This is a genomic window from Singulisphaera acidiphila DSM 18658, from assembly GCF_000242455.2.
GTDB lineage: Bacteria > Planctomycetota > Planctomycetia > Isosphaerales > Isosphaeraceae > Singulisphaera > Singulisphaera acidiphila.
Genome location: NC_019892.1, coordinates 2,338,574 through 2,359,303, shown reverse-complemented (window position 1 = coordinate 2,359,303; position 20,730 = coordinate 2,338,574). Strand labels below are relative to the sequence as shown.

At 61.1% G+C, this 20,730-nt stretch carries 17 protein-coding genes; 7 read left to right on the top strand and 10 right to left on the bottom strand.

The genetic code is table 11. The features are described 5' to 3' along the window. Nucleotides 1-29 precede the first annotated feature (29 nt). The 3 genes from SINAC_RS09275 to SINAC_RS09265 form a co-directional block, all read right to left on the bottom strand. Nucleotides 30-650, bottom strand: coding sequence for a 3-keto-disaccharide hydrolase (locus SINAC_RS09275; protein ID WP_015245424.1), 621 nt, complete (start codon nt 648-650; stop codon nt 30-32). A gap of 155 nt (nt 651-805) precedes the next feature. After that, entirely contained in the window at nt 806-2,017 is a 1,212-nt protein-coding gene (locus SINAC_RS09270; RefSeq protein WP_015245423.1) for a hypothetical protein, read from the bottom strand. Between the two features lie 84 nt (nt 2,018-2,101). Continuing rightward, nucleotides 2,102-3,031, bottom strand: coding sequence for an LOG family protein (locus SINAC_RS09265; RefSeq protein WP_015245422.1), 930 nt, complete (start codon nt 3,029-3,031; stop codon nt 2,102-2,104). 459 nt (nt 3,032-3,490) lie between these two features. Between SINAC_RS09265 and hemE the strand changes: the two genes are divergently transcribed. Continuing rightward, complete coding sequence (gene hemE / locus SINAC_RS09260) at nt 3,491-4,567, top strand: uroporphyrinogen decarboxylase (RefSeq protein WP_020465628.1); 1,077 nt, start codon at nt 3,491-3,493, stop codon at nt 4,565-4,567. A gap of 157 nt (nt 4,568-4,724) precedes the next feature. Here hemE and SINAC_RS09255 read toward each other — a convergent pair whose 3' ends face one another. Further along, nucleotides 4,725-5,189 (bottom strand): DCC1-like thiol-disulfide oxidoreductase family protein, encoded by a 465-nt coding sequence (locus SINAC_RS09255; protein WP_015245420.1) that lies wholly within the window; start codon nt 5,187-5,189, stop codon nt 4,725-4,727. 85 nt (nt 5,190-5,274) lie between these two features. Continuing rightward, nucleotides 5,275-5,685: a hypothetical protein gene (locus SINAC_RS09250; RefSeq protein WP_015245419.1), complete on the bottom strand. Its 411-nt coding sequence runs from the start codon at nt 5,683-5,685 to the stop codon at nt 5,275-5,277. Between the two features lie 229 nt (nt 5,686-5,914). On the opposite strand from SINAC_RS09250, the gene SINAC_RS09245 reads away from it, so the two are divergent. The 5 genes from SINAC_RS09245 to SINAC_RS09225 all read left to right on the top strand — a co-directional run bounded on the left by SINAC_RS09245 (nt 5,915) and on the right by SINAC_RS09225 (nt 11,743). Continuing rightward, complete coding sequence (locus SINAC_RS09245) at nt 5,915-6,553, top strand: sigma-70 family RNA polymerase sigma factor (protein WP_015245418.1); 639 nt, start codon at nt 5,915-5,917, stop codon at nt 6,551-6,553. Beyond that, complete coding sequence (locus SINAC_RS09240) at nt 6,550-8,259, top strand: serine/threonine-protein kinase (protein ID WP_015245417.1); 1,710 nt, start codon at nt 6,550-6,552, stop codon at nt 8,257-8,259. Before SINAC_RS09245 ends, SINAC_RS09240 begins: the two co-directional genes overlap by 4 nt. Nucleotides 8,260-9,457: 1,198 nt before the next feature. Beyond that, complete coding sequence (locus SINAC_RS09235) at nt 9,458-10,522, top strand: DUF1559 domain-containing protein (RefSeq protein ID WP_015245416.1); 1,065 nt, start codon at nt 9,458-9,460, stop codon at nt 10,520-10,522. A gap of 130 nt (nt 10,523-10,652) precedes the next feature. Then, nucleotides 10,653-10,850: a hypothetical protein gene (locus tag SINAC_RS09230; protein ID WP_015245415.1), complete on the top strand. Its 198-nt coding sequence runs from the start codon at nt 10,653-10,655 to the stop codon at nt 10,848-10,850. Between the two features lie 320 nt (nt 10,851-11,170). Then, complete coding sequence (locus SINAC_RS09225; protein ID WP_015245414.1) at nt 11,171-11,743, top strand: DUF1579 domain-containing protein; 573 nt, start codon at nt 11,171-11,173, stop codon at nt 11,741-11,743. Between the two features lie 79 nt (nt 11,744-11,822). On the opposite strand, the gene lptB is transcribed toward SINAC_RS09225, so the two are convergent. The 5 genes from lptB to SINAC_RS09200 all read right to left on the bottom strand — a co-directional run bounded on the left by lptB (nt 11,823) and on the right by SINAC_RS09200 (nt 19,205). Continuing rightward, on the bottom strand, nt 11,823-12,704 hold the full coding sequence (lptB, locus tag SINAC_RS09220; protein WP_015245412.1) for an LPS export ABC transporter ATP-binding protein: 882 nt from the start codon (nt 12,702-12,704) through the stop codon (nt 11,823-11,825). Nucleotides 12,705-12,755: 51 nt separating this feature from the next. After that, the gene (gene lepB, locus SINAC_RS09215) at nt 12,756-14,549 is read right to left on the bottom strand and encodes a signal peptidase I (RefSeq protein WP_015245411.1); all 1,794 of its coding nucleotides are present in this window, start codon (nt 14,547-14,549) and stop codon (nt 12,756-12,758) included. Nucleotides 14,550-14,591: 42 nt separating this feature from the next. Then, nucleotides 14,592-16,046: a signal peptidase I gene (gene lepB, locus SINAC_RS09210; RefSeq protein ID WP_015245410.1), complete on the bottom strand. Its 1,455-nt coding sequence runs from the start codon at nt 16,044-16,046 to the stop codon at nt 14,592-14,594. 108 nt (nt 16,047-16,154) lie between these two features. After that, entirely contained in the window at nt 16,155-17,960 is a 1,806-nt protein-coding gene (gene lepA / locus SINAC_RS09205; protein ID WP_015245409.1) for a translation elongation factor 4, read from the bottom strand. A 96-nt stretch (nt 17,961-18,056) separates the two neighbouring features. Continuing rightward, complete coding sequence (locus SINAC_RS09200) at nt 18,057-19,205, bottom strand: hypothetical protein (RefSeq protein WP_015245408.1); 1,149 nt, start codon at nt 19,203-19,205, stop codon at nt 18,057-18,059. A 343-nt stretch (nt 19,206-19,548) separates the two neighbouring features. On the opposite strand from SINAC_RS09200, the gene SINAC_RS09195 reads away from it, so the two are divergent. Next, nucleotides 19,549-20,709 carry an FIST signal transduction protein gene (locus tag SINAC_RS09195; RefSeq protein WP_015245407.1) on the top strand — a complete coding sequence of 387 codons (1,161 nt, stop codon included), beginning with the start codon at nt 19,549-19,551 and terminating at the stop codon, nt 20,707-20,709. Nucleotides 20,710-20,730: the final 21 nt, after the last annotated feature.

Here is a 20,730-nt window from a genome sequence, read left to right as displayed (position 1 = left end):
TTCAAGCTCGAAACGGCCGGTCTTGGTTTTTAGGGGGCCGGAAGTTCTTTGATCTTGAGACTGCGCCATTCAAAATGTCCGTGCTCCGCCTGGAGCCCGATATGCCCCTCGGGAAGCACAATCGCATCGGACACGGTAACGGGAACGCCGTTCAACGACGCCTCGACGTGCGTACCGACCACCTTCAAGCGAATCAGCTGCCATTCCCCCGTACCTTTCATCGCCTGCTTCAATTCCGCAGCGTGCCGATCGGAGGTGGGTGGAGGGGTGCCATGGCCGAACACCTTGAAATTATTCTCGGAATCGCTGACCTGCAATTGGTAGCCGCGCGCGGGCCAGTGCGGATCCTCGGGTGAGCTCTCGGTGGACGTTCGGAAGAAGATTCCACTATCCGAGCCCTTGTTCACCGCGCGATATTCCGCCTCGAGCTCAAAGTTCTTATAACGCTTCTCGCTCCGTAGCCAGCCCGTACCGCCATCATTGACGATCACTCCGTCGCGCACCACGAACCGCTGGGTGTACTCGAGCGTCCACCCGGCCAGAGTCTTGCCGTCGAACAGCGCCACGGACGCCGGCTCGTCGGCCTGACTCATGGCGACCAAGACGACCGTCAAGGCAACGCCCGCAAGTGTCGATCTCAGGCGTGTCATTGACCGGCACCTCCACCACTGTCGCCATGCATCTCGTTCATCACTTCGAAAACAACCATGCCACAAAAAAATGACCTGGCTCCCGAAAAAGCCGCGACAAGTCTCTCAAAACCGAATCGAGTCACGGTGGCACGCAACAAATGAACGTCTAAAACTCAGTGGCCAAGGCCGGGTGGGGTGGTGGAGGAGGCCGCCTGGAGAATCGCGGCGGTGAAGTTGACGAGATCCCTTTGCTTGCGGGCAATCGTCGCCAGCCGGTCGGGTTGACCAGCCCGCTGACAGAGTTGAGCAACGCCCGGGCAGATCAAGCTGGACTCCGGAATCCCCGCCAGGTGCTCGGCCGCGAGTTCGATGGCCTGGTCGAGCCGGCCAAGTCGTACGAGCAGGCCGACCAACACCTGCGCCGAGAGGGACGTTTCCGGCCGATCGGGATCGGAGGTTTCGAGCTTTCGGCGAAAATGGGCCAAGCCGAGTTCGACATCGTGGCCGAGTAGTACGGCAAGGTAGATCGCGTGGTCATCGAACGTTTTCTCGAACGGCGGCTCCCCCTCATACTGATGCCGTTCGGAAAGCCGGCGGCCATACTCACAGAGTCCGGCCGCGAACGTGAGCGTCTCGGGGTCAGTCAACATGGGAGCCAACCGGACCGTGGCCGACAGGTGGGAAATGTCGATGTGGTAGGCGTCTTCCTGGAAGAGCCAGTCGTTCCCGGCAATCAGGGCCGGGATGAGGCTTCCTTCGGCCGGCAGTGGTTGGCCGCGCTGGGCAATTTCCGCCCGAAGGTTCGCGGCCAGATGCTCATGGAGTTGGCGGACCAGGCGATCAGAGCAGGCGACGCGGATCGCCTCATCGTGAGGGAGATGTTCGAAGGACGAGATCGCCGAGCAGGTTCCATAGTGCGCGAGGATCAGCTCAAAACCCTTGCGCGGATTGGCCCCTTGATTGAAGGCGATCTCGACGATCTGGTTGATCTGCTCGTCCCCTTCGACCGGTTGATAGGCATCGATGGCCTGGCGGACCGGCTCGGGCTCGCCAATCGCCCGGAAGTAGGGCCATGCCGACGCGATATCACCCGTGTTCAAGAGCCGGTTGCCGACCGATCGGATCGCCTCGACATAGCGTTCTTCGTACTGAGATCGAGCCGGCTCCGGCAAGTCGCCGAGGGAGCCAACCTGAATCAAGGGGAGTCCCAGCTCATGGCGGGCCCGTAGTAAGAGCGCATCGAGCAGAGCACGAAACTCCCCCCGTTCGGCGAGATGATCGACCAGTTGGTCGAGTGCGGCTCGAGGCCCCGAGGCACTCAGCGTCTGCTCGAGCGTGCGAAACGCCTCGGCGTCCTGAACGGTCACGTCGGGGGCGATGGTCATGTCTCAAGGGCTCCTGCGGAGTGCGGAGGCGAGTCAAGGGCGGGGCCGGTGGGACGGTCTCAGCTCAACGGGTTCGTTCGTAACCTATTGAGCGTCGGACTTGGCAGGGTCGATGGCGGTGGCTGGAGCACCCGGCGGGTCGGCGTCGAGCTTGGCCCCTTCCGACTTCTTCCAGGTCGTCCAGCATCGTGTATTATAACAGTCGACAATCACGTCGCGTGCTTCGTCGATCGAGTCGGTCACGATCAGCAGATTCATGTCCTCGGGCGAGATCGCGCCGTGGGCCAGTTGCGTTCCCTTGATCCAGTCGAGCAGGCCGTTCCAGTAGGCTGAACCGAAGAGCACAATGGGGAACCGACTGATCTTCCGAGTCTGGACCAAGGTCAAAGCCTCGAACAGCTCATCCAGGGTACCGAAGCCGCCCGGAAAGATCACGAACCCATTGGCGTATTTCACAAACATCGTCTTCCGCACGAAAAAGTAGCGGAAGTCGATCGAGAGCGTTGTATATCGGTTTTCCGACTGCTCGAACGGGAGTTCGATATTGCAGCCGACGGAGATTCCGCCCGCCTCGAAGGCGCCCCGATTGGCCGCTTCCATCAGCCCCGGCCCACCGCCCGTAATCACGGCGAAACCGGCCTCGACCAACTTGGCCCCGAGCCCTCTTGCTTCGGCGTAAAACGGGTTGTTCTCGCCGAACCGGGCCGAGCCGAAGACCGCCACCCCCGCGCCGACCTCGGCCAGCGCATCGATCCCGTTGACAAACTCACCCTGGATCCGCAACACGCGCCAGGGGTCGGTGTGCGTGAACGCGGCCAGTTCCGGAGCCTGTGCCTGCGGCGACGGAGGCACTGGGCGATTGAGCAGCTCCTCGTCCTCCGTCGGACGACTCCCCGGGTGAAACCGAGGAGGAGGGGGCTGAAGGATTTTCCGGCAAGCAGCCTCAGCGCTCTCACCGTTGGTGTAGGAAGGGGAATCTTGATTCCGTCCTGCATTCGAATCGACACGGTCCATCTTTAAAAACTCATCGAGAAACGCCGCAGATCGAATTCATCTTCAAAAGTCCTCGCTTTCGAATCGCGGCCAAAGAGAGCGAGAACCTGGCTTCCTGCGAGCCTTTCCGGGCATTCGGCGTTACTCGACGTAAGTCATTGCCAAGCAAACAATTACTCTGATTAAGTGAACCGCTAAACCCAAAACTCCTCAATCAATAAAGACTTGTGGGTTTTTCGCCCTGAATACTCGGGCAGGCTCCTTCGCATCCGACTGAAATTGTACGCCCCGTCACCGCATGAGCCTACCCCCCTTTTGCCCGATCGCGATTCCTCGCGCAACGGTGAAATTCCGCAGCAAGCGGGTCAGAGGTCGGGCCTCGGCAATCAGACAGGTCAGGCCACCATTCCCTCTTCTACGGCCCCTGGCGTAAAATGGTTTGCTATTGCCTACCGAACGAGTCCTAAGACGACATCCCCCATGCCAACCTCCGCCTCACCATCCACCATGAATGAGACGCTCAGGCAGAGTCGATTCCTCAAGGCCTGCCGCCTCGAGCCGACCGACGTCACCCCGGTCTGGCTCATGCGCCAAGCCGGGCGCTACATGTCTGAGTATCGCGAGCTCCGCGCCAAGGTTTCCTTCCTGGAACTGTGCAAGAACCCCGAGCTTGCGACCGAGGTGACGGTGACCGCCGCCGAGCGGTTGGGCGTCGACGCCGCGATCCTGTTCGCGGACATCCTGCTGATCCTCGAGCCGATGGGGCTCGACCTCGAATTCGCCAAGGGCGAAGGACCAGTCATCCACAACCCGGTCCGGACCGCGGCGGACGTCGATCGGATCCGCTGGATGGAGGATCCCTCCCCGCTCGATTACGTCTACCGCGCAGTGACCTCGATCCGGTCGGCACTTCCTTCGGGAATCCCCCTGATCGGGTTCGCGGGGGCTCCCTTCACCCTGGCTTGCTACGCGATCGAAGGAGGGGGGTCGCGTCATTATGAAAAAGCAAAGACGTTCATGTATCGCGATCCGGGCGCCTGGGATGCGCTGATGGAACGGCTCGTCGCCGCGACCACCCTTTATCTCAACGCTCAGGTCGCTGCGGGAGCGCAGGTGCTCCAGATCTTCGATAGCTGGGTCGGTAACCTCAGCCCCTTTGATTACCGCCGGTTCGTTCTCCCTCACATGCGCCGGCTCTTCGAGGGTCTTGATCCCGCGACCCCCGTGATCCACTTCGGGACCGACACCGGCTCGCTCCTAGAACTTCAGCGCGACGCCGGCGGCGATATCATCGGGCTCGATTGGCGGGTCGAATTGGATCAGTCCTGGAATCGGCTGGGCCCCAAAGTCGGCGTTCAAGGGAATCTCGATCCCACCTTGCTCTTCGCACCGATCCCCGAGATCCAGCGCCAGACAAGACGAATCCTCGACCAGGCGGCGGGCCGGCCCGGTCACATCTTCAACCTCGGACACGGCATCTTGCCCACCACCCCCGTGGACCACGTGATCGCACTCGTCGAAGAGGTCCATTCGTACCAACCCACCCCGACGAACTAAGGCCACGGACGGTCCCAGGGGTCGGTTCTCCTGTGTTCTTCCAGGTGAGCGGGGGAGCGGCTCGCTCCCCCGCTCACAGCCGATTCCCTGAATATCGGGATGGTCGGCTCAATCCTTGGCCACAACGAACTCGCAGGATAGGCCGCTTTGGCAGTCATCATCCGCTTGAATGCTCACTCGACGCGAGGACAGCTTCGGGAACCTGGATCTCGCAAGCGGCCCCTTGAAACGGGCGAAGCGTGTTCGCGATCTCGGCATCGCTCGCCAACTCGAGCCAGGCGGAGAGGCGCTGGCGGCCCGTCGAGATCAAAGCAAACGTCTGACGAGCGAGCGGTAAGAAGAGCGGCTGCGCCAGGCGGAGCGACCACTCGCGGTATTCTTCCAGGGCGTAGAGGCACATGATCCAGGCCTGCGCCTCGCGGTAGACGCCGCCAACGTCCGAGACGACGACGAGGTCGTCGACCGCTTCGGGTGACGCGAGGTCGGGAAAGATCCGCAAAGCCCAGTCTGAACCTTTGGGAATGAAGACGAACTCCAAGAATGCCGGCTGTCGCATGAGCCAGCGCCGAGCCCAGGTGCAGAGTCCGCACCGGTCGTCATAGAGCACGAAGAGACGTCGCATGCGGAAGCCCTCCCATAAGCCAAAAGGCGGGAGAGAACGCGCTCTCCCCCGCTCCACCGACCCGACTTCACTCGATGGCCCACCCTCAGGAATGGCTGAATTCTCGAGCCGGCTCAATGAAACGTTCGGGCAGAATCGGTGGTTTTTGGCTACGAAGCATCGAACGCCGACGAAGCTTGGAGAACAAGTAGAGGTTGAAGAAATGCATTCCTCCCAGAACCAGCAACACCACACCGACCTTCGTGCTCAGCGTCTCAATCGCCCCAGGCAAATCCACCGGACGATCGCCGTATTTGAGCGCGAGGCTCACATAGCCGAAATTGACCAGGTAGAAACCGACGACAAGTAAGTGGTTGACGGAATCGGCGAGTCTTTCGTTCTCGAGGAAGGCGTCGATCAGGAAAACACGGCCGTTCTTCATGAGCGTGCGGGCCACCCAGATCGTGAGACCGATACTGATCGTCAGATACGCGAGGTAGGAGTAGACGACGTACATATTGCAGACCTCCCTTTCGGTTGCGGCGATTAACACGACGCGAACCGTCTGAAACTCACGGGCATTCGTTGGGATCCGGCCACTCCTCCCCAACCGAGACACCAACCGGTTCTTAACTCAACTGCAAAAAAAAGAAGCAAACCCGGGCGACCCGATGCCCGATGGTTCCCGGCCCAAACGGGGCGGTATACTTGGGGAGTGGCATCCGAATCTCAGCCTGAGCAGCACCATGTGGCCTGATGCAAACGAGACCCAGGTCCTGCTGAAACGCGTCGAGCAAGAGGGAGCCTCGGCGACGGAGCGACTCTGGGAGCGACACCGCGAGCCGCTCCGGAGGATGATCCTTCACCGCCTCGACCGTACAATCGAACGACGAGTCGACGCGAGCGACGTTGTTCAAGAGGTGCTTCTCAAAGCCAATCAGCGGCTGGCGGATTACCTGCGCAATCCCGCGATGCCGTTCCACCTTTGGCTGCGCCACATTGCCCGGGACCACATGATCGACGAGCACCGGCGACATCGCGTTGCCGCCCGTCGCAGTCTCGATCGCGAGCAGTCGCTGGCCGCCCCCGCTTTCGTCGATCGCTCATCAATGGATCTGGCAGCGCAGCTCCGCGACCCGAACCTGACCCCGGCGGCCGCCGTCTTGCGGCACGAGTTGGAACGACGCTTTCGCGACGCGCTCACCCAACTCGACGACAACGATCGTGAGATCGTGCTGATGCGCCACTTCGAGCAACTCTCCAACGGCGACGCCGCCCGGCACCTCGGCGTGAGCGAAGCCGCAGCCGGGATGAGACACCTCCGCGCCCTCCGCCGACTGCGAACAATCCTCGGGGAAACTCCGTCGCTGAAGGGAGAGGCATGAGCGAGCCGCGTTCGCCCCATGACCGTGATCAGGACGTCCTCGAGTCGACCGAGCACGAAACGCAGCTCATCGCGCTGCTCCAAGAGCTGACGGACGAGCTTCGGCAAGGGCTCGTACCGGACGTCGAGAAGGTTGCGAGACGTCACCCCGAACTTGCGGACGAGCTTCGTGACCTCTGGGCCACGGCGCGGATTGCCGAAGAGTTGGCCGCGCCCTTGAAAGAAACCGCCGCCTGGTCCTCCAGTTCCCGTCACGGCCTCTCACAGAAGCCGACGTTACTGGAGCCGGGGACTCAGCGACTCGGCAACCACCAACTCCTCGAAGAGTTAGGCCGGGGAGGCATGGGAGTCGTCTATCGCGCCTTGGAGCTCGAGCACGGCCGGATCGTGGCGTTGAAATGCCTGTTGCGCGGCGAGTCGGCCGGCGCGAACGACCTGGCCCGATTCCGCGCGGAGACTGCGGCGGCCGCCAAACTCGCTCACCCTCACATCGTTCCCTTACATTATGTCGATGAGCACGAAGGGCAGCCCTACTTCGTGATGACCTACATCGACGGCACAACACTGGCGAAACGTCTGGCCGATGGACCGATGACCGCCACCGAGGCGGCGAAGCTCTTGGTCCAGGTCAGCCGTGCCGTGCAGCACGCCCATGGCCAAGGGGTGCTTCACCGCGACCTGAAACCGTCGAATATCCTGCTCGACCGGGATGGGGAAGCGTATATTGGTGACTTCGGCCTTGCGAAGTTGATCGACGTCGATGGCAGCCTGACCCAGAGCGGCGCGATCCTGGGAACGCCGAGTTATATGTCGCCCGAGCAGGCCTCTCGCAGTTGGGGCCCGATCGGCCCCGCCAGCGACGTTTACAGCCTGGGGGCGATCCTCTACCAGATGCTCACCGGCCGCCCCCCCTTCCAGGCCCCCTCCCCGCTCGATACCGTTCTTTTGCTGCTGGAGCAAGATCCGGTCCCGCCCCGCCTCCTCAACCCCAAAGTCAACGCCGACCTCGAGATGATCGCCCTGAAGTGTCTTCAAAAGGCACCCAACCTCCGTTATCCAAGTGCGGCCGCGCTGGGAGACGACCTCGACGCCTACCTGGCTGGTGAGCCGATCTCGGCACGCTCCACGACCCTCCGCGCTCTGGCGGCGCGGCTCCTGGGCGAAACGCATCACGCGGCCGTCCTCGAGAACTGGGGAATGCTCTGGATCTGCCACAGCGTGGCCCTGGTCCTCTTCTTCGGACTCACCAACGGACTGCTCTGGCGGGGAGTCTCCGCACGCTGGCCCTACGTCACCATCTTCACCGTCGGCCTCGGGGCCTGGGCAGCCTTGTTCTGGACCCTCAGGCGCCGCGGTGGCCCGATCTCCTTCGTCGAACGACAACTGGCCCACATCTGGGGCGCGGGTGTGATCGGGATCAACCTGATCTTTCTCGTCGAATGGCTCCTCGGCCTGCCCGTCCTGACCCTCGCGCCCATGATCGCGGTCATGAACGGAGCCCTCTTCTTGGTCAAAGGGGGCATTCTCTCGGGAAGCTATTATGTCCAGGCTGCGCTGACCTTTCTCGCGATCGTCCCCATGGCCCGATTCCCGCGCTTCGCTCCCATCATCTACGGCGTCGTCGCGGGACTCTGCTTCTTCACCACCGGCCTGAAATACCACCTCCGCTATCGACGGACCCGACGACTGGCAGAGAATCGGCTCTGAGTGTCTGTCGCGAAAGGTCAGGCTTCACGGGAAAATGACGGACCTTGGGTGCCACGGGTTCCGTACTCAAACCCCGTGCGCCCAGGCCAAGGCATTCCCGCATGGGGTCCGCGTACGGAACCGCATGGCACCCGGAAGATCCGCAAACACTCCTGGGATTCGCCTTCTGGGACAGACTCTGAGCCGGATGGCACGCGATCAAGCGAGGAACAAGCAGACCCTTGGCTCTCATCGCCCCCGCCGTTCACGGAAGCCCGCAAGACCACCTAACCAAACCCGCGAGCTTGATATCGAGAACGAAGGAATTGCCCCCCCTGCTCCCCATTCTCCGACCACTGATCGCAACGACACCTAGCAATTCCAATTCCACAGGAACGGCTCATTCGACGAGCACAGACAATCGGCTTTCAAAGGCCAATCTTACTGAACCTACAACCATCTTCTGTTCGTGGTTCACCTGAGAATTCACGGTGACAGAGAGTCTGTTCAATCCGACTCGACAAGACATTCTCAACGCAGCGGACTCGTCCTAGCCCCTGTCGTTTGACCGTCAATTGCTTAGGATCAAAATCCCATGACGAGTCTTGAGAATGCTTGCGCATTGCCGAATCGGCAGGGCGATCGACGAAGCATCTCTCGGGCGATTGGCGGTCGCCCTTGAGGCTGTGATGAAACCTCAACAGCGCACTTCTCGTTCCCAGGAGATTTGATCCTGCGTTGCACGACACGACTCACGATCTCCAGGCCATAACGACATGCGGCTTGTGCACAGACACATTGCAAAAATCGCAACGCTATGCCTTAAAACAACTTGCGATTCCAAATACTGATTCGCCGACCGACTTTTATCAACAAGCAAATCCTTGCAATACCGGGTGAACACTCCGCCCTGCTTCAGATCTCCAAAATACGGATATGCCTTTTCTAACCTCCTGTAAATGGCCAGATTTCCAGAAATAGGATAATTTCATTGACACGGTCGTGTCGTGACATGATGCTGCAGAGACTCGCTCTCGAATGCTTCCATTCGGTGGCGGTTTACACTGACACCCTGATGTCATCAGACTCAATCACGTTTTCTCAATCCACAATTGTCATTCGTGTCTTCCGACGGGATGCCGTCTGCCTGGCACGGGTGGAACGGTCCCGCTTTGTTTGGCGCGGCCACACCCTTGCCACTGAGATGTGAGGGGGGGGTATGATGAAACGCTCACGCGGCTTTACTTTGATTGAGTTATTGGTGGTGATCGCCATCATCGCAGTCCTGATCGCCCTGCTCTTGCCGGCCGTGCAGGCGGCACGCGAGGCCGCCCGCCGCGCCCAATGCATCAACAATATGAAGCAGCTCGGTCTGGCGCTGCACAACTACCACAGCACCCTGGATACCTTCCCCATCGGTGAGATGCGCCCCGGCATCGGACCCGATGGCCAAAACGGGGCGTGGCAGTACTGGAGCTGCCTTGCGCTGATGGCACCGTACATGGAACAGAGGGCCGCGTTCAGCTCCCTGAACTTCATGTACGCCGCGCCTTCGGACCCTCAGAACACGACGACCCTGAACATGACCGTGGCTTCGTTCCTCTGCCCGTCGGACGGAGGTCGCGACCCCCTGATTCAGAACAACTACAAAGCCAGTACCGGCACGTTCGCCAAGGTCCAGAGGGGGGGCGGCAGTAATGGACAGGGCCAAGGGCGCGCCACGAACGGCCTGTTCACCGTCGACCTTTGCTACGGTGTTCGCGACTGCCTTGACGGGACATCAAACACCATCGCATTCGGCGAGCAGATGGGCGGCGACGGCCAACGGGGCCAGTGGAGCCGTTCCGACGGCTGGGGGGGTGGCGTCGGTGTCTGGGCCCTGACCGCGGATGGCGACCCGGTCACGGGGAATGCCCAAACCGAATTCAGCCTCTACAAGCAAATGGAAACTCAGTGCGACGCCAATGGCTACCGTAAGGCTGGCGTCACCGAAGCGAATTGGGCGGGAAGGTGGTGGACCGTCGGCGGATTTGAACTCTCACTCTTCAACACGATCCAACCCCCCAACGGCCCGCACGTCATGGGTTGCCGATCAGATTGCAGCCCCGATTGTTGGCCTGAACAGAACGGCCTGGCAATGGCCACCAGCCCACACCCCGGTGGCAGCGGCTTCTTGATGGCTGACGGCAGCGTCCGCTTCATCAAGGACAGCGTCGCCCAGCAAACCTACATGGGCCTCGGCAGCCGGAATGGCGGTGAAGTGATCAGCTCCGACTCGTACTGAGCACACTCTGTCGAGCCTGATTGGTCGCGGAGCCCGGTCGACCCACGGCGGATCGACTTGTACGCTCAGTTCATGATCCAGATCATAAAACCATAAGACTCCATTATTTATCGTAGGCAAGGGTGATTTCATGAATAAAAAAGTCTGCCGGCATTTCCTTGTGCTCTGCCTCCTCCTCGCAACCTCTTCGTTGCTCACGCTGGCAGGCTGTGGGGACTCGTCGAATTCGGCTGCGGCCTCCAAGGACGCCTCGAGCGATTCCATCTCGAAGTACGAGCAGGAGATCGCCAAGAGTAAGACGGCCGCTCCCAAGAAAGGCGCCAGGTGAACTGAGTGGGCTTGGACACACACTCAAGTGTGTTCCACTATGCACATGATAGCCGGTGTGCATCCCCTCTCGTTTTCTAGCCAGCCAGAACCAAGGTGCCAGGAACCGTTTGCTTCAAGATAGCAACGGCTCTTGGCACTTGTCTTTTATAAGTCACCTCGCGGACAAATGAAGTGTCGACATTTCCATTATTGTCTGCCTTCGTCCGTTCCGTGCTCCCCAACGACGGAATTGCCGATTGAGGGCTGGACACAACAGGGACAGACGTTCACAATGCCCACCTGGTAACAACCTGTCCGCTTGTCCAAAGGAGACGCGTGATGAACTTGCCGAAGCCGCTGGCCTGCTTCTACTTGGCTGCCGCGATCCTGGGGCTCCCTGCAATGGCGCTCGCCCAAGAAGGCCACCCGGTCCCGAAGCCGTCGGCTGAGCACAAAATCCTGGCTGAAGACGAGGGGACCTGGGACGCAACCATCAAGTCCTTCATGGCCGGGCCCGACGCAAAGCCAACGGTCACCAAGGGGACCGAGGTCAACACAGTCCTGCACGGTGGGCTCTGGGTGCTCTCCAAATTTGAAGGCAGCTTCGGTGACGCGAAGTTTGAAGGTCGTGGGCAGTTCGGCTACGACCCGGCCAAGAAGAAATACATCGGCTCCTGGATCGACTCAATGAGCCCCACTCTCGCGGTGCTGGAGGGGAGCTACGACGCCAAGACCAAGACGATGACCTACACGGGCGACGGGTATGATCCCAACACCAAGGTCAAGTACACCCAGAAGATGGTCACCACGATGAAGGACGACGGCACGCGCGTCTTCACGCTCTACATGAAGTTCGATGGGGCCGGGGACGAGATCAAGTTTATGGAAGTGGATTACACGAAGCGGAAGTGAGGCATGGCAACTGTGCGGGCCACCTTGAGGGGTGGTCCGCACAAGTCGCTCGCGCTGAAGGGTCGGATCGCCTTGCGGATTAACGGGGAGGCGGGATGACCGGGCCGTTCAACCCGTCGTCGCGAGGTGTCAGGCGGGTATCCACGTCGATGTTGTCGATCACGACCTCGTTGGGAGCTTCGCCGGGATGATCGTGTTGAAGACTCCGGCGCTGGATTTGATCGAGTAGGTGGCCGGCGTCGAACCGTTCGCCCAGGTAGTAACGACGGACATCGGGGTTGAGTAGAACCTCACGCGGAGTTCCATAGGCGAAGACTTGCCCTTCGCGAATCAGATAGCTCCGGTCGGTCACCTCAATCGTTTCGCGAAAGTTGTGGTCGGTCAGGAGAATCCCGAGGTTGAACCGGACGGCCAACTCGCGGATCGAGTCCTGAATCTCGTTGACCGTCTTGGGGTCGATACCCGCGAACGGCTCGTCGAGCATGATCAGCTTCGGGTCAGTGATCAACGAGCGGGCAATTTCCAACCGCCTTCGTTCACCGCCTGAGACCCGATTGGCCTTGGTCCTGCGAATATGGACGAGTCCGAACTGGTCGAGCAGTTCGTTCTGGCGATCGATCCGCTGCCGGCGGTTCATCTTGGGAATCGTCTGGAGGATCGCCATCAGGTTGTCTTCAACCGAGAGTTGCTTGAAGACGCTCGAATCCTGGGCGAGGTAGCCCATCCCGAGCCGAGCCCGCTGGTACATCGGCATATTCGTGACATCGCGACCGTCGAAGGTGACCTTACCGCCGTCGGCATTGATGAGGCCGATAGTCATGCGGAAGCTGGTGGTCTTGCCTGCGCCGTTAGGACCGAGCAGGCCGACCACCTCACCTTGCGAAACGTCGAAGGTCACACCGTTGACGACTTTACGGCGTCCGTAAAATTTCTCTAAGCTGCGGACTTCCAGCAAAGCCATGGGCCGATCCTCCGTGAAGACCCATGAGGGCCATTAGACCGCGTCCGGCGGTCAGCGAATCCACTTCATCCGTTCAAGATAGGGCCGGAACGGAATGCGAAAATCGGGGTTCAGGCGGATGTCCGGCCCGAAAGGCTTTCCGTGCGGCCAATAAACAAAGAAGGCTTTCCCCGTCAGCAAGTTCCTGGGAACTTCCCAACTCGCCCGATCCGACGTATCCCAGCCAGCGCCCGGCTCGTCGATCGGAATACTGAGTCTCCGGCGGTCGTCGTTGTTCCAACCTCGGCTATCCCGACTCATCGGGCTGTTGTCCCCGAGCATCAGGAATCGATCCTCGCCGATCTGATAATCCTTGGGCGGCAAGTTGGCCAAGAAGGCAAATCGCGAGGGATTGGCCAGATTGTCAAACAACTCGACCGTCGTCCTCGGAATATGATCGTCGTCCCAGAAGCTATCGTAATCGGGGTGCCCAGGCGTGAGGGTATAGTAGATATCGCGTTTCAAGACAAGGTCGCTCACGCCAACCGAAGCCCCTTCGGCACGGACGGCCGCCGGTGCCAGGTCGGCCACGGTCGGGAGCACGGGGGTTTCGAGGTTATCTTCGTAGGCCAGGCCGTCACCAAAGATCGGCTTACCATCGACGACCAGGGACAGGCGATTATCGAAGTTGGCGAAGTGAATGTCATGTGAGCCGACACCGACGGCCACCGTCGCTCGCCCTTCGTTGAGCGGCTTCCCGTTGTGGACGAGGTTCACCGTCCCCTCCGCCAGGTCGATCTCAGCCCGATTGATGACCCCACCCTCGACCAGCTCGAACTGAACGATCCCCTTGGCCTCCTTCACGTCGAGTCGGGCGGAAAGGCTCAGGTCGCCGACCCAATCGGGATGCGCGAGAGCACCGCTGTCGTCGCTCCGAAAGTTGGACGATTGGTTGGTGTTGTAGGAATAGAAGTCGGTGATCAACGTCGGGCGCGGCTTCCGTGGCAACTCCTGCTCGTTGAGGATCGCCTCCCACTGCTCCGGGTCCGGAACGAGGTTCCGATAGCGAAGCTCCGCCACCTCTCCCGGCTTCGCGGCGATGGAGTAGGAGCCCGTGACCCCTTCCTTCCAGGTGGTCGGCGTGGTCGAGGTCCAGCGTAACCATTCCGGCTTGTTCCACATCGCCGCCGCGCGATGGCGGTCGTCGTAGACCATCATCGCCATCGCCCGCTGGTGCTTCAGCGGTTTTCGAGCGATCTCATAGTCTTTTTGGCCTGAACGCTTGATGTAGATGTTGCCATGCCAGATCCGCAGGTTCTCACCCGGTAGGCCCACGAGGCGCTTGATATAGCTGACCTCGGGTTCCTCGGGATATCGGAAGACGACGACGTCCCAACGCTCGGGCACCGAGGCTCCGGGCAGGAAGGGCATGTCGTAGTTGAACTTCATGACGAGGATCCGGTCGCCGTTGAACGTCGGCTCGCCGGTCAGGTCGGCATGAAAGCGACAGTTGACGCACGTTCCCGCAACGACCCTTGAGCCTGGTCGTCCCTCGGCATTGCCGCGGAACCGGAATCCGCCGATACCAAGAGGCTGGCCTCCCCCGCCCTCTTCTCCGGAGGCGTTGACCGAATAGACGAACTTGCACTGGGGGCAGGTCACTTCCTTATGGCGCCCCATCAAGGTCGGCGCCATCGAACCGGTTGGAATGACGAAGGCCTCGGCCTCGAAACCACGGACCAGAAGCGCGAGGATCATGGCGACGACGATAGCCTCGATCGTCTCGCGATGGCCTTCCTTCTTCGCTTCCTTGGGCTTCGCGTCGGAACTCGCCACATCATGACGAGTCGCATAGCTCCGGTTCATCGTCGAATATCCCCGCTGGTTCGGCCAAGGCACTCAGTCTTGCTATCGAATGTAACGAATTTCGCGAGGATCGGGAACCCAGTAGACCGACCGGCCGAAAACCTCAAGGGGAACCACCTGGCCCGGCAGATGGACCAGGAACGGCTTACCTAGGAACAGGTCACCGGGTACAACCGGGCTCTTGGACCAGAACCGGGAGTCATTCGAGACCGAACTGTTGTCCCCGAGGACGAAAAACGAGTCCGGACCGAGCTTGTACGGTTCATCGACCCCAAACGGTCGCCTCGGCGTGTTGGCCAGTGCGCTGGTGTAATAGACGTCACGGAAGACCTTGAGTCGTTCGATCGTCAGGGAACCATGGCGGACCCCCACCCCGATCGGGCTCACATCCGAGACATATCCAACCGCCGGATTGTCGTAGTCGACCGGATCAAACAGCGGGACTCCGTCGAGCGAGACCGAGAGCCGATGGTCCATGACCGAGGCTTCGAGCACTCGCGACTTCGGCGCGTGGCCTGGCGTGTCCGGGATCGGCACCGCATGGGTGAGAGCGACTTCCCGGTGGTTGCGACGGACTTGGGGCAGACCCGACTCATGGAAGGGGAGCGTGATCACAAACCGGTCCGCCCCAGAATTGAGCCGGACATCCACCGTCGGAACGTCATTGCCCACAATCAGGTGCGCCTCGACCATCAGGTCGGGCACACGGTTCTCCCCGCGCAGGTCCCCGCCGTTGTAGGGGTTGAAGTCATAGATCGGCGTGTATTGCGCACGGTCGGGGTCGCGGTGGCGGTACTCTGCCCAATCCAACGCGTCCTCGGTCGGATCGCCCGCGTCGTGGATCAGTAACGGACCTTCCGTCCGCCATGCACTTTCCAACCCGCTCTGCTGGGACCGGCCGCGATGGAAAACAAAGCGCGGGACTCGGTTGGCATCCCGAGTGACAAACTGCGAGTCGTACACCAGAATGCGAATCGCCCGCTGTTCCTGGAACGATTTCCGGGCGATCTTGCCGTTGATGTAGACATCGCCACGCCAGATCTGGACCGACTCGCCAGGCAAGCCGACGACCCGCTTGACGTAGGCCTGGGTCGGATCGGCGGGGAAATGGAACACGGCGACTTCCCAGCGCCTCGGGCGCTTGAAGTCATACAGTCCCTTCTGGACGAGTAACCGATCGCCGCTACAAGGGACGATTGGTACACCGTCGAGCTTATCTTCACCGCAGTTGGGGCAGACCGGATGGCCCGCCCGCCCCTCCTCATCGAGTCCCAAGGCGAACCGCATCCCGCAATTTGGGCAGGCCACCTCCTCGTGATTGCCGAGGAGGGTGGGAGCCATCGAGCCGGTCGGCACCACGTAGGCTTCGGCGGTAAAGGTCCGAATCACCAAGATGCCAAGGCTGAGGGCGATCAGAAATTCGACCATCTGGCGCACGAAGCCGGAGCGGAGGGTCGCGCCTTGGGGCTCAACTTGGTCTGCAATGAGTGGGCTCATAGGCGTCGCTGCGTTGAGTCGGACGATCGTCTAGGGGAAGACAAGGGACCGTGAAAGCCGAGGCTCGCCGAACGCCGTCGGAGCGATCGACTGTCTCCCCCGCTTCGCCTACTCTTCCCCGTCGTCGAGGACGGAGAGGAAGGCTTCCTGCGAGATCTCGACGTTCCCGATCTGTTTCATACGCTTCTTGCCCTCCTTTTGCTTTTCGAGCAGCTTCCTTTTTCGGGAAATGTCGCCGCCGTAGCACTTGGCCGTCACGTTCTTGCGAAGCGCGGAGATGGTTTCTCGAGCCACGACTCGGGTGCCGATCGCGGCCTGGATCGCAACCTCGAATTGGTGGCGGTCGATCTCGGCGCGGAGCTTGCGGACCAGCTTGCGCCCGCGACGATCGGCATGAGCGCGGTGAACCACGATCGAGAGGGCGTCGACCTTGGATCCAGCCACCAGGATGTCGAGCCGGCAGAGGTCGCTGGCACGATACCCGATCAGCTCGTAGTCCATGGTTCCATAACCACGAGTCGCGCTCTTGAGCTTATCGTAGAGGTCATAAATCATTTCGGCCAGGGGCAGTTCGTAGGTCAGGATCGCGCGAGTCGGCGTCATGTACTCGGTTTTCAAGTACGTGCCGCGGCGATCCTCACAAAGCTGCATGATGGCGCCGATGGAGTCGGACGGGAGAATAAAGCTGACCTTGGCGACCGGCTCGCGAAACTCTTCAATGTCCCCCGCGTCAGGGATCCGGGTCGGGTTGGAGACGTGGGTCGTTTCCCCTCGTTTATCGAGGATTTCGTAGGTCACGTTCGGAGCCGTCTGAACCAGGGCGAGGTTGCTCTCGCGCTCCAGCCGCTGCTGGACGATCTCCATATGGAGCATGCCCAGGAAGCCGCAACGGAAGCCGAAGCCGAGGGCGTCGGACGTTTCCGGCTCGAACGAGAAGCTCGAGTCGTTGAGCGCGAGCTTCTGGAGCGCGGTCCTGAGGTCCTCGAATTGGTTATGCGTGGCCGGAAAGAGGCCGCAGAAGACGACAGGGACCGGCTCCTGGTAGCCTGGCAGAGCGACCTGGGCCCCTCGTGGTGATTCGGTGAGGGTATCGCCGATGTTCACGTCGGCGAGTTTCTTGATGTTGGCGTGGACGTAGCCGACCTGCCCCACCCCAAGCTCATCGCACGCCACGGAGTGCGGGCGGAAGCGGCCGAGGCCGATGACTTCGTGTTCGGTCCCCCCCGCCATCAGGCGAACCTTCTGGCCGACGCGGAGCACGCCGTCGACGACCCGGACGTAGATGATCACCCCTTGGTAGTCATCGAACTTCGAGTCGAAGATCAAGGCGCGGAGCGGAGCAGTCGGGCTTCCCGAAGGGGACGGTACGCGATCGATGATCGCCCGGAAGACGTCCGGCACACCCAGCCCTGTCTTCGCGCTGATGGCCAGCACGTCGTCGGGATCGATCCCGAGGGTGGCCATGATCTCCTCGCGGATCTCATCAGGGCGGGCCGCCTGCATATCGATCTTATTCAGCACGGGAACAATCGCCAGGTCGCCAGCGATCGCGAGGTAGGCATTAGCGACCGTCTGGGCCTGCACGCCTTGGGTCGCGTCGACGAGGAGGATAGCCCCCTCGCAGGCTGCCAGGCTCCGTGAGACTTCGTAGTGAAAATCAACGTGGCCGGGAGTATCGATCAGGTTCAGCTCATACGATTGGCCGTCGAGCTCATAATTGATCGCGACCGCCCGCGCTTTGATGGTGATCCCGCGTTCGCGCTCCAGGTCCATGTCATCCAGGAGCTGCTCGCGAAACTCGCGCTGGGTGATCGCCCCCGACTGGAGCAAGAGCTGATCGGCCAGCGTGCTCTTGCCGTGGTCGATGTGCGCCACGATCGAAAAATTGCGAATAAATTTGGGGTCGAGGACCATAGACAAGGATCCAAAAGTAAGAGAGTCTGTCGCGAACAAGGGGCCGAGGTCGTCAACACGATCAAAGGAGGGCCGCCGGGAGGCATAACCGTCAAGTCAATGGACCCGCTTCGCTCTCTCGAGCTTCGCAGCCACTCTTGATTGTTCGACATCCTCGAGTGGTCCGTCAATCCGACGTTTTCCGTATGAGGGCAAATCCACCCAACGCGGGAGCGCCCGGTCGGAGTGGATCGAACGGCGGAGCGTCATCGCGACGTCGAAACTGAAAACGGCCGCGCCGTCTCGGGCCAGGTGGTGCGGGTCGAAAAAGACGTCAGGATCATAGTTGGCGTGGCGACCGTCAAGGACGGTCACATTCGGGAATTCGGCCTGGAATCCTCGGACAAAATCCAGATGCCTGGCGTCGAAGCCGTTCCGCTCGCAACGCTGCTGAAGGACCGGCTGGATCGGGGGAAGCAACCAGAATACCCGGATCCCACGCGATGCGGCCAGGGCCAGCAACCGTCGAACATAAACGTCATTGACGGGGTGACAGGACCAGTTTGTGGGAAAGTAGGTTTTTGACCAGGCCTCCAGGTCCTCGTGCCGGGTCGGGGTCGAGGGACAGAGAAGGCCACCTCGATTGACCTCGATGTTGCGTCGCAACGACGGGGGAACATGGTGGCGGTCGCTCCGGTCCTCGCCGTTCAGAGCAGCTAGAATCGTACCACGGATCTCCGGCCGCGACCGGACGGTCGGGAGGATCTTCGCGAGCGCGACTCGGCCCAGGAACTCGGCGTCCCGACCAGCCCGGGCCAGGTCGACGACCTCGGCAAACGTGGTGAGGTCGATCCAGGGGTCGAGGCCAACCAGAGGAGACGACTGTAAGTGTCGCGGGAAGAAGTCGAGGACCAGGCTGTCGGGCCGGCCCCCCGCCTCAAGGACGCGACGGAGCAAAAAGTAGCTCGACGCCGCCTGGCCGCCGCTGATTGCGAGATTGCAAGTCGATAGCCCCGCATGCTTTTCGATGATCGGCGAAGCCACACCGACTTGAACCAGGCTATCTCCGAGACAGACGATTCGAGCCTTCGATCCTGGCCGCTCGGCGCGCCGGCCGGTCTGCTTCCAGGTCCAGGCGTCGATCTTCAGAAAGAGATTGTTCTGGTGCGCGGCCGCGAACGCTTCGAAGGCGAGGACCAGCGCGAACATCCCGAGGAGGCCCCAGGGGAGAGAGCGGAGGGGAGAGCGAGGGTCATGACCGCTCATGAGACGTCTTACCCTAAGCCCGAGTCGGAGCGTGAGAGAAAGGATCGCGACGCCGGATCTCGATCCCCTGCACCGAGGTGCTCCTCTTTTGACTCCGAAGAACGATGCGGCAGGCAATGGTCAAGTGCGCGGAGTCGGGGCATTAGGGTGATCTTCTCGCCACATTGTATCGGACGGGTCAGCGAACGTTAAGCACAACTTGGCGATGAATCTCGGTCGGCAGGAATCGAACACGAAACGATCGGTGCCACAACCTATCGTGTTGAGAAACTCCAACGTTACAATCATCGCGCCAGGAAACTTGTCTGCGATCCGGCCTCGAGGATATCGAAGGAGCCTTTCCATGAAGTGCGTCTCGGCGCTTTCGACCACGACGAACACCGAGGCGGCGATTCAGGAGGTCGTCGACCGCGCGGCCGAGCTGATGGAGGGGGAAGCCGCCGACCTGGCCCTTGTCTTCGCCTCCCCCCACCACGCCGCCGGCCTCGAGAAGATGACCGAGGCGATCCGATCCCGCCATCTGGGACGTCACGTGCTGGGCTGCACCGGTGAGTCAATCGTCGCGGATGGCCAGGAGATCGAAGGCTCCCCCGCGCTCGGCCTCTGGGTGGCCCGTCTGCCCAACGTGGACTTGAAGCCACTCCGACTCACCTTTGAAGAGGGCACCTTTTCCGGCCTGCCGGCCGCCGGGGGTTCGTCCCTGCTCCTCCTCGGTGATCCCTTCACATTCCCGCCAGATCCGTTCTTGCTCCAGGTGAATGGCGAGCTCCCGGGCCTCCGGGTGATCGGTGGGATGGCCAGCGGGGGGAGCGTTCCGGGCCAGAATCGCCTGATCCTCGACGGGGAAACCTTCGAGGATGGCGCCGTGGCCATCAGCCTGGAGGGGGCACTCGTCCTTCGGACCATCGTCAGCCAGGGCTGCCGCCCGATCGGCCGTCCTTACGTCGTCACCAAGGCCGAGCAGAATCTGATCCGGGAACTCGGCCGCCGCCCGGCGCTCGAGGTCTTGGGCGAGCTGTATGCAACGCTCCCCAAAGGCGACCAACAGCGCGTCCAGAACGGACTCCATGTCGGCCGTGTGATCAACGAATACCAAGAGTCGTTCCAGCGGGGCGACTTCCTGGTCCGTAACGTCCTCGGCGCTGACGAAGTCGGCGGAATTGCCATCACGGACCGAGTGAAAGTCGGCCAGACCGTCCAGTTCCACGTCCGCGACGAAGAAACGGCCAACGAAGATCTCCGGGCTCTCCTCGAAAAAGATCGGGAGCTTCATCCCGATGCCAACGTCCGAGGCGCCTTGCTGTTCACCTGCAACGGACGAGGCACTCGTCTTTTCAGCCAGCCCCACCACGACGTGGCCCTACTGCAAAACGTCTTCGCCGCGATCCCGGCTGCCGGCTTCTTCGCGATGGGCGAACTCGGACCGGTCGGTGGCCAGAACTTCGTCCACGGCTACACGGCCAGCGTGGTGCTCTTCGAAGAGCCGAGTTCCCCGCCCGCTTAACGCCCGCCGAGACACTCAACC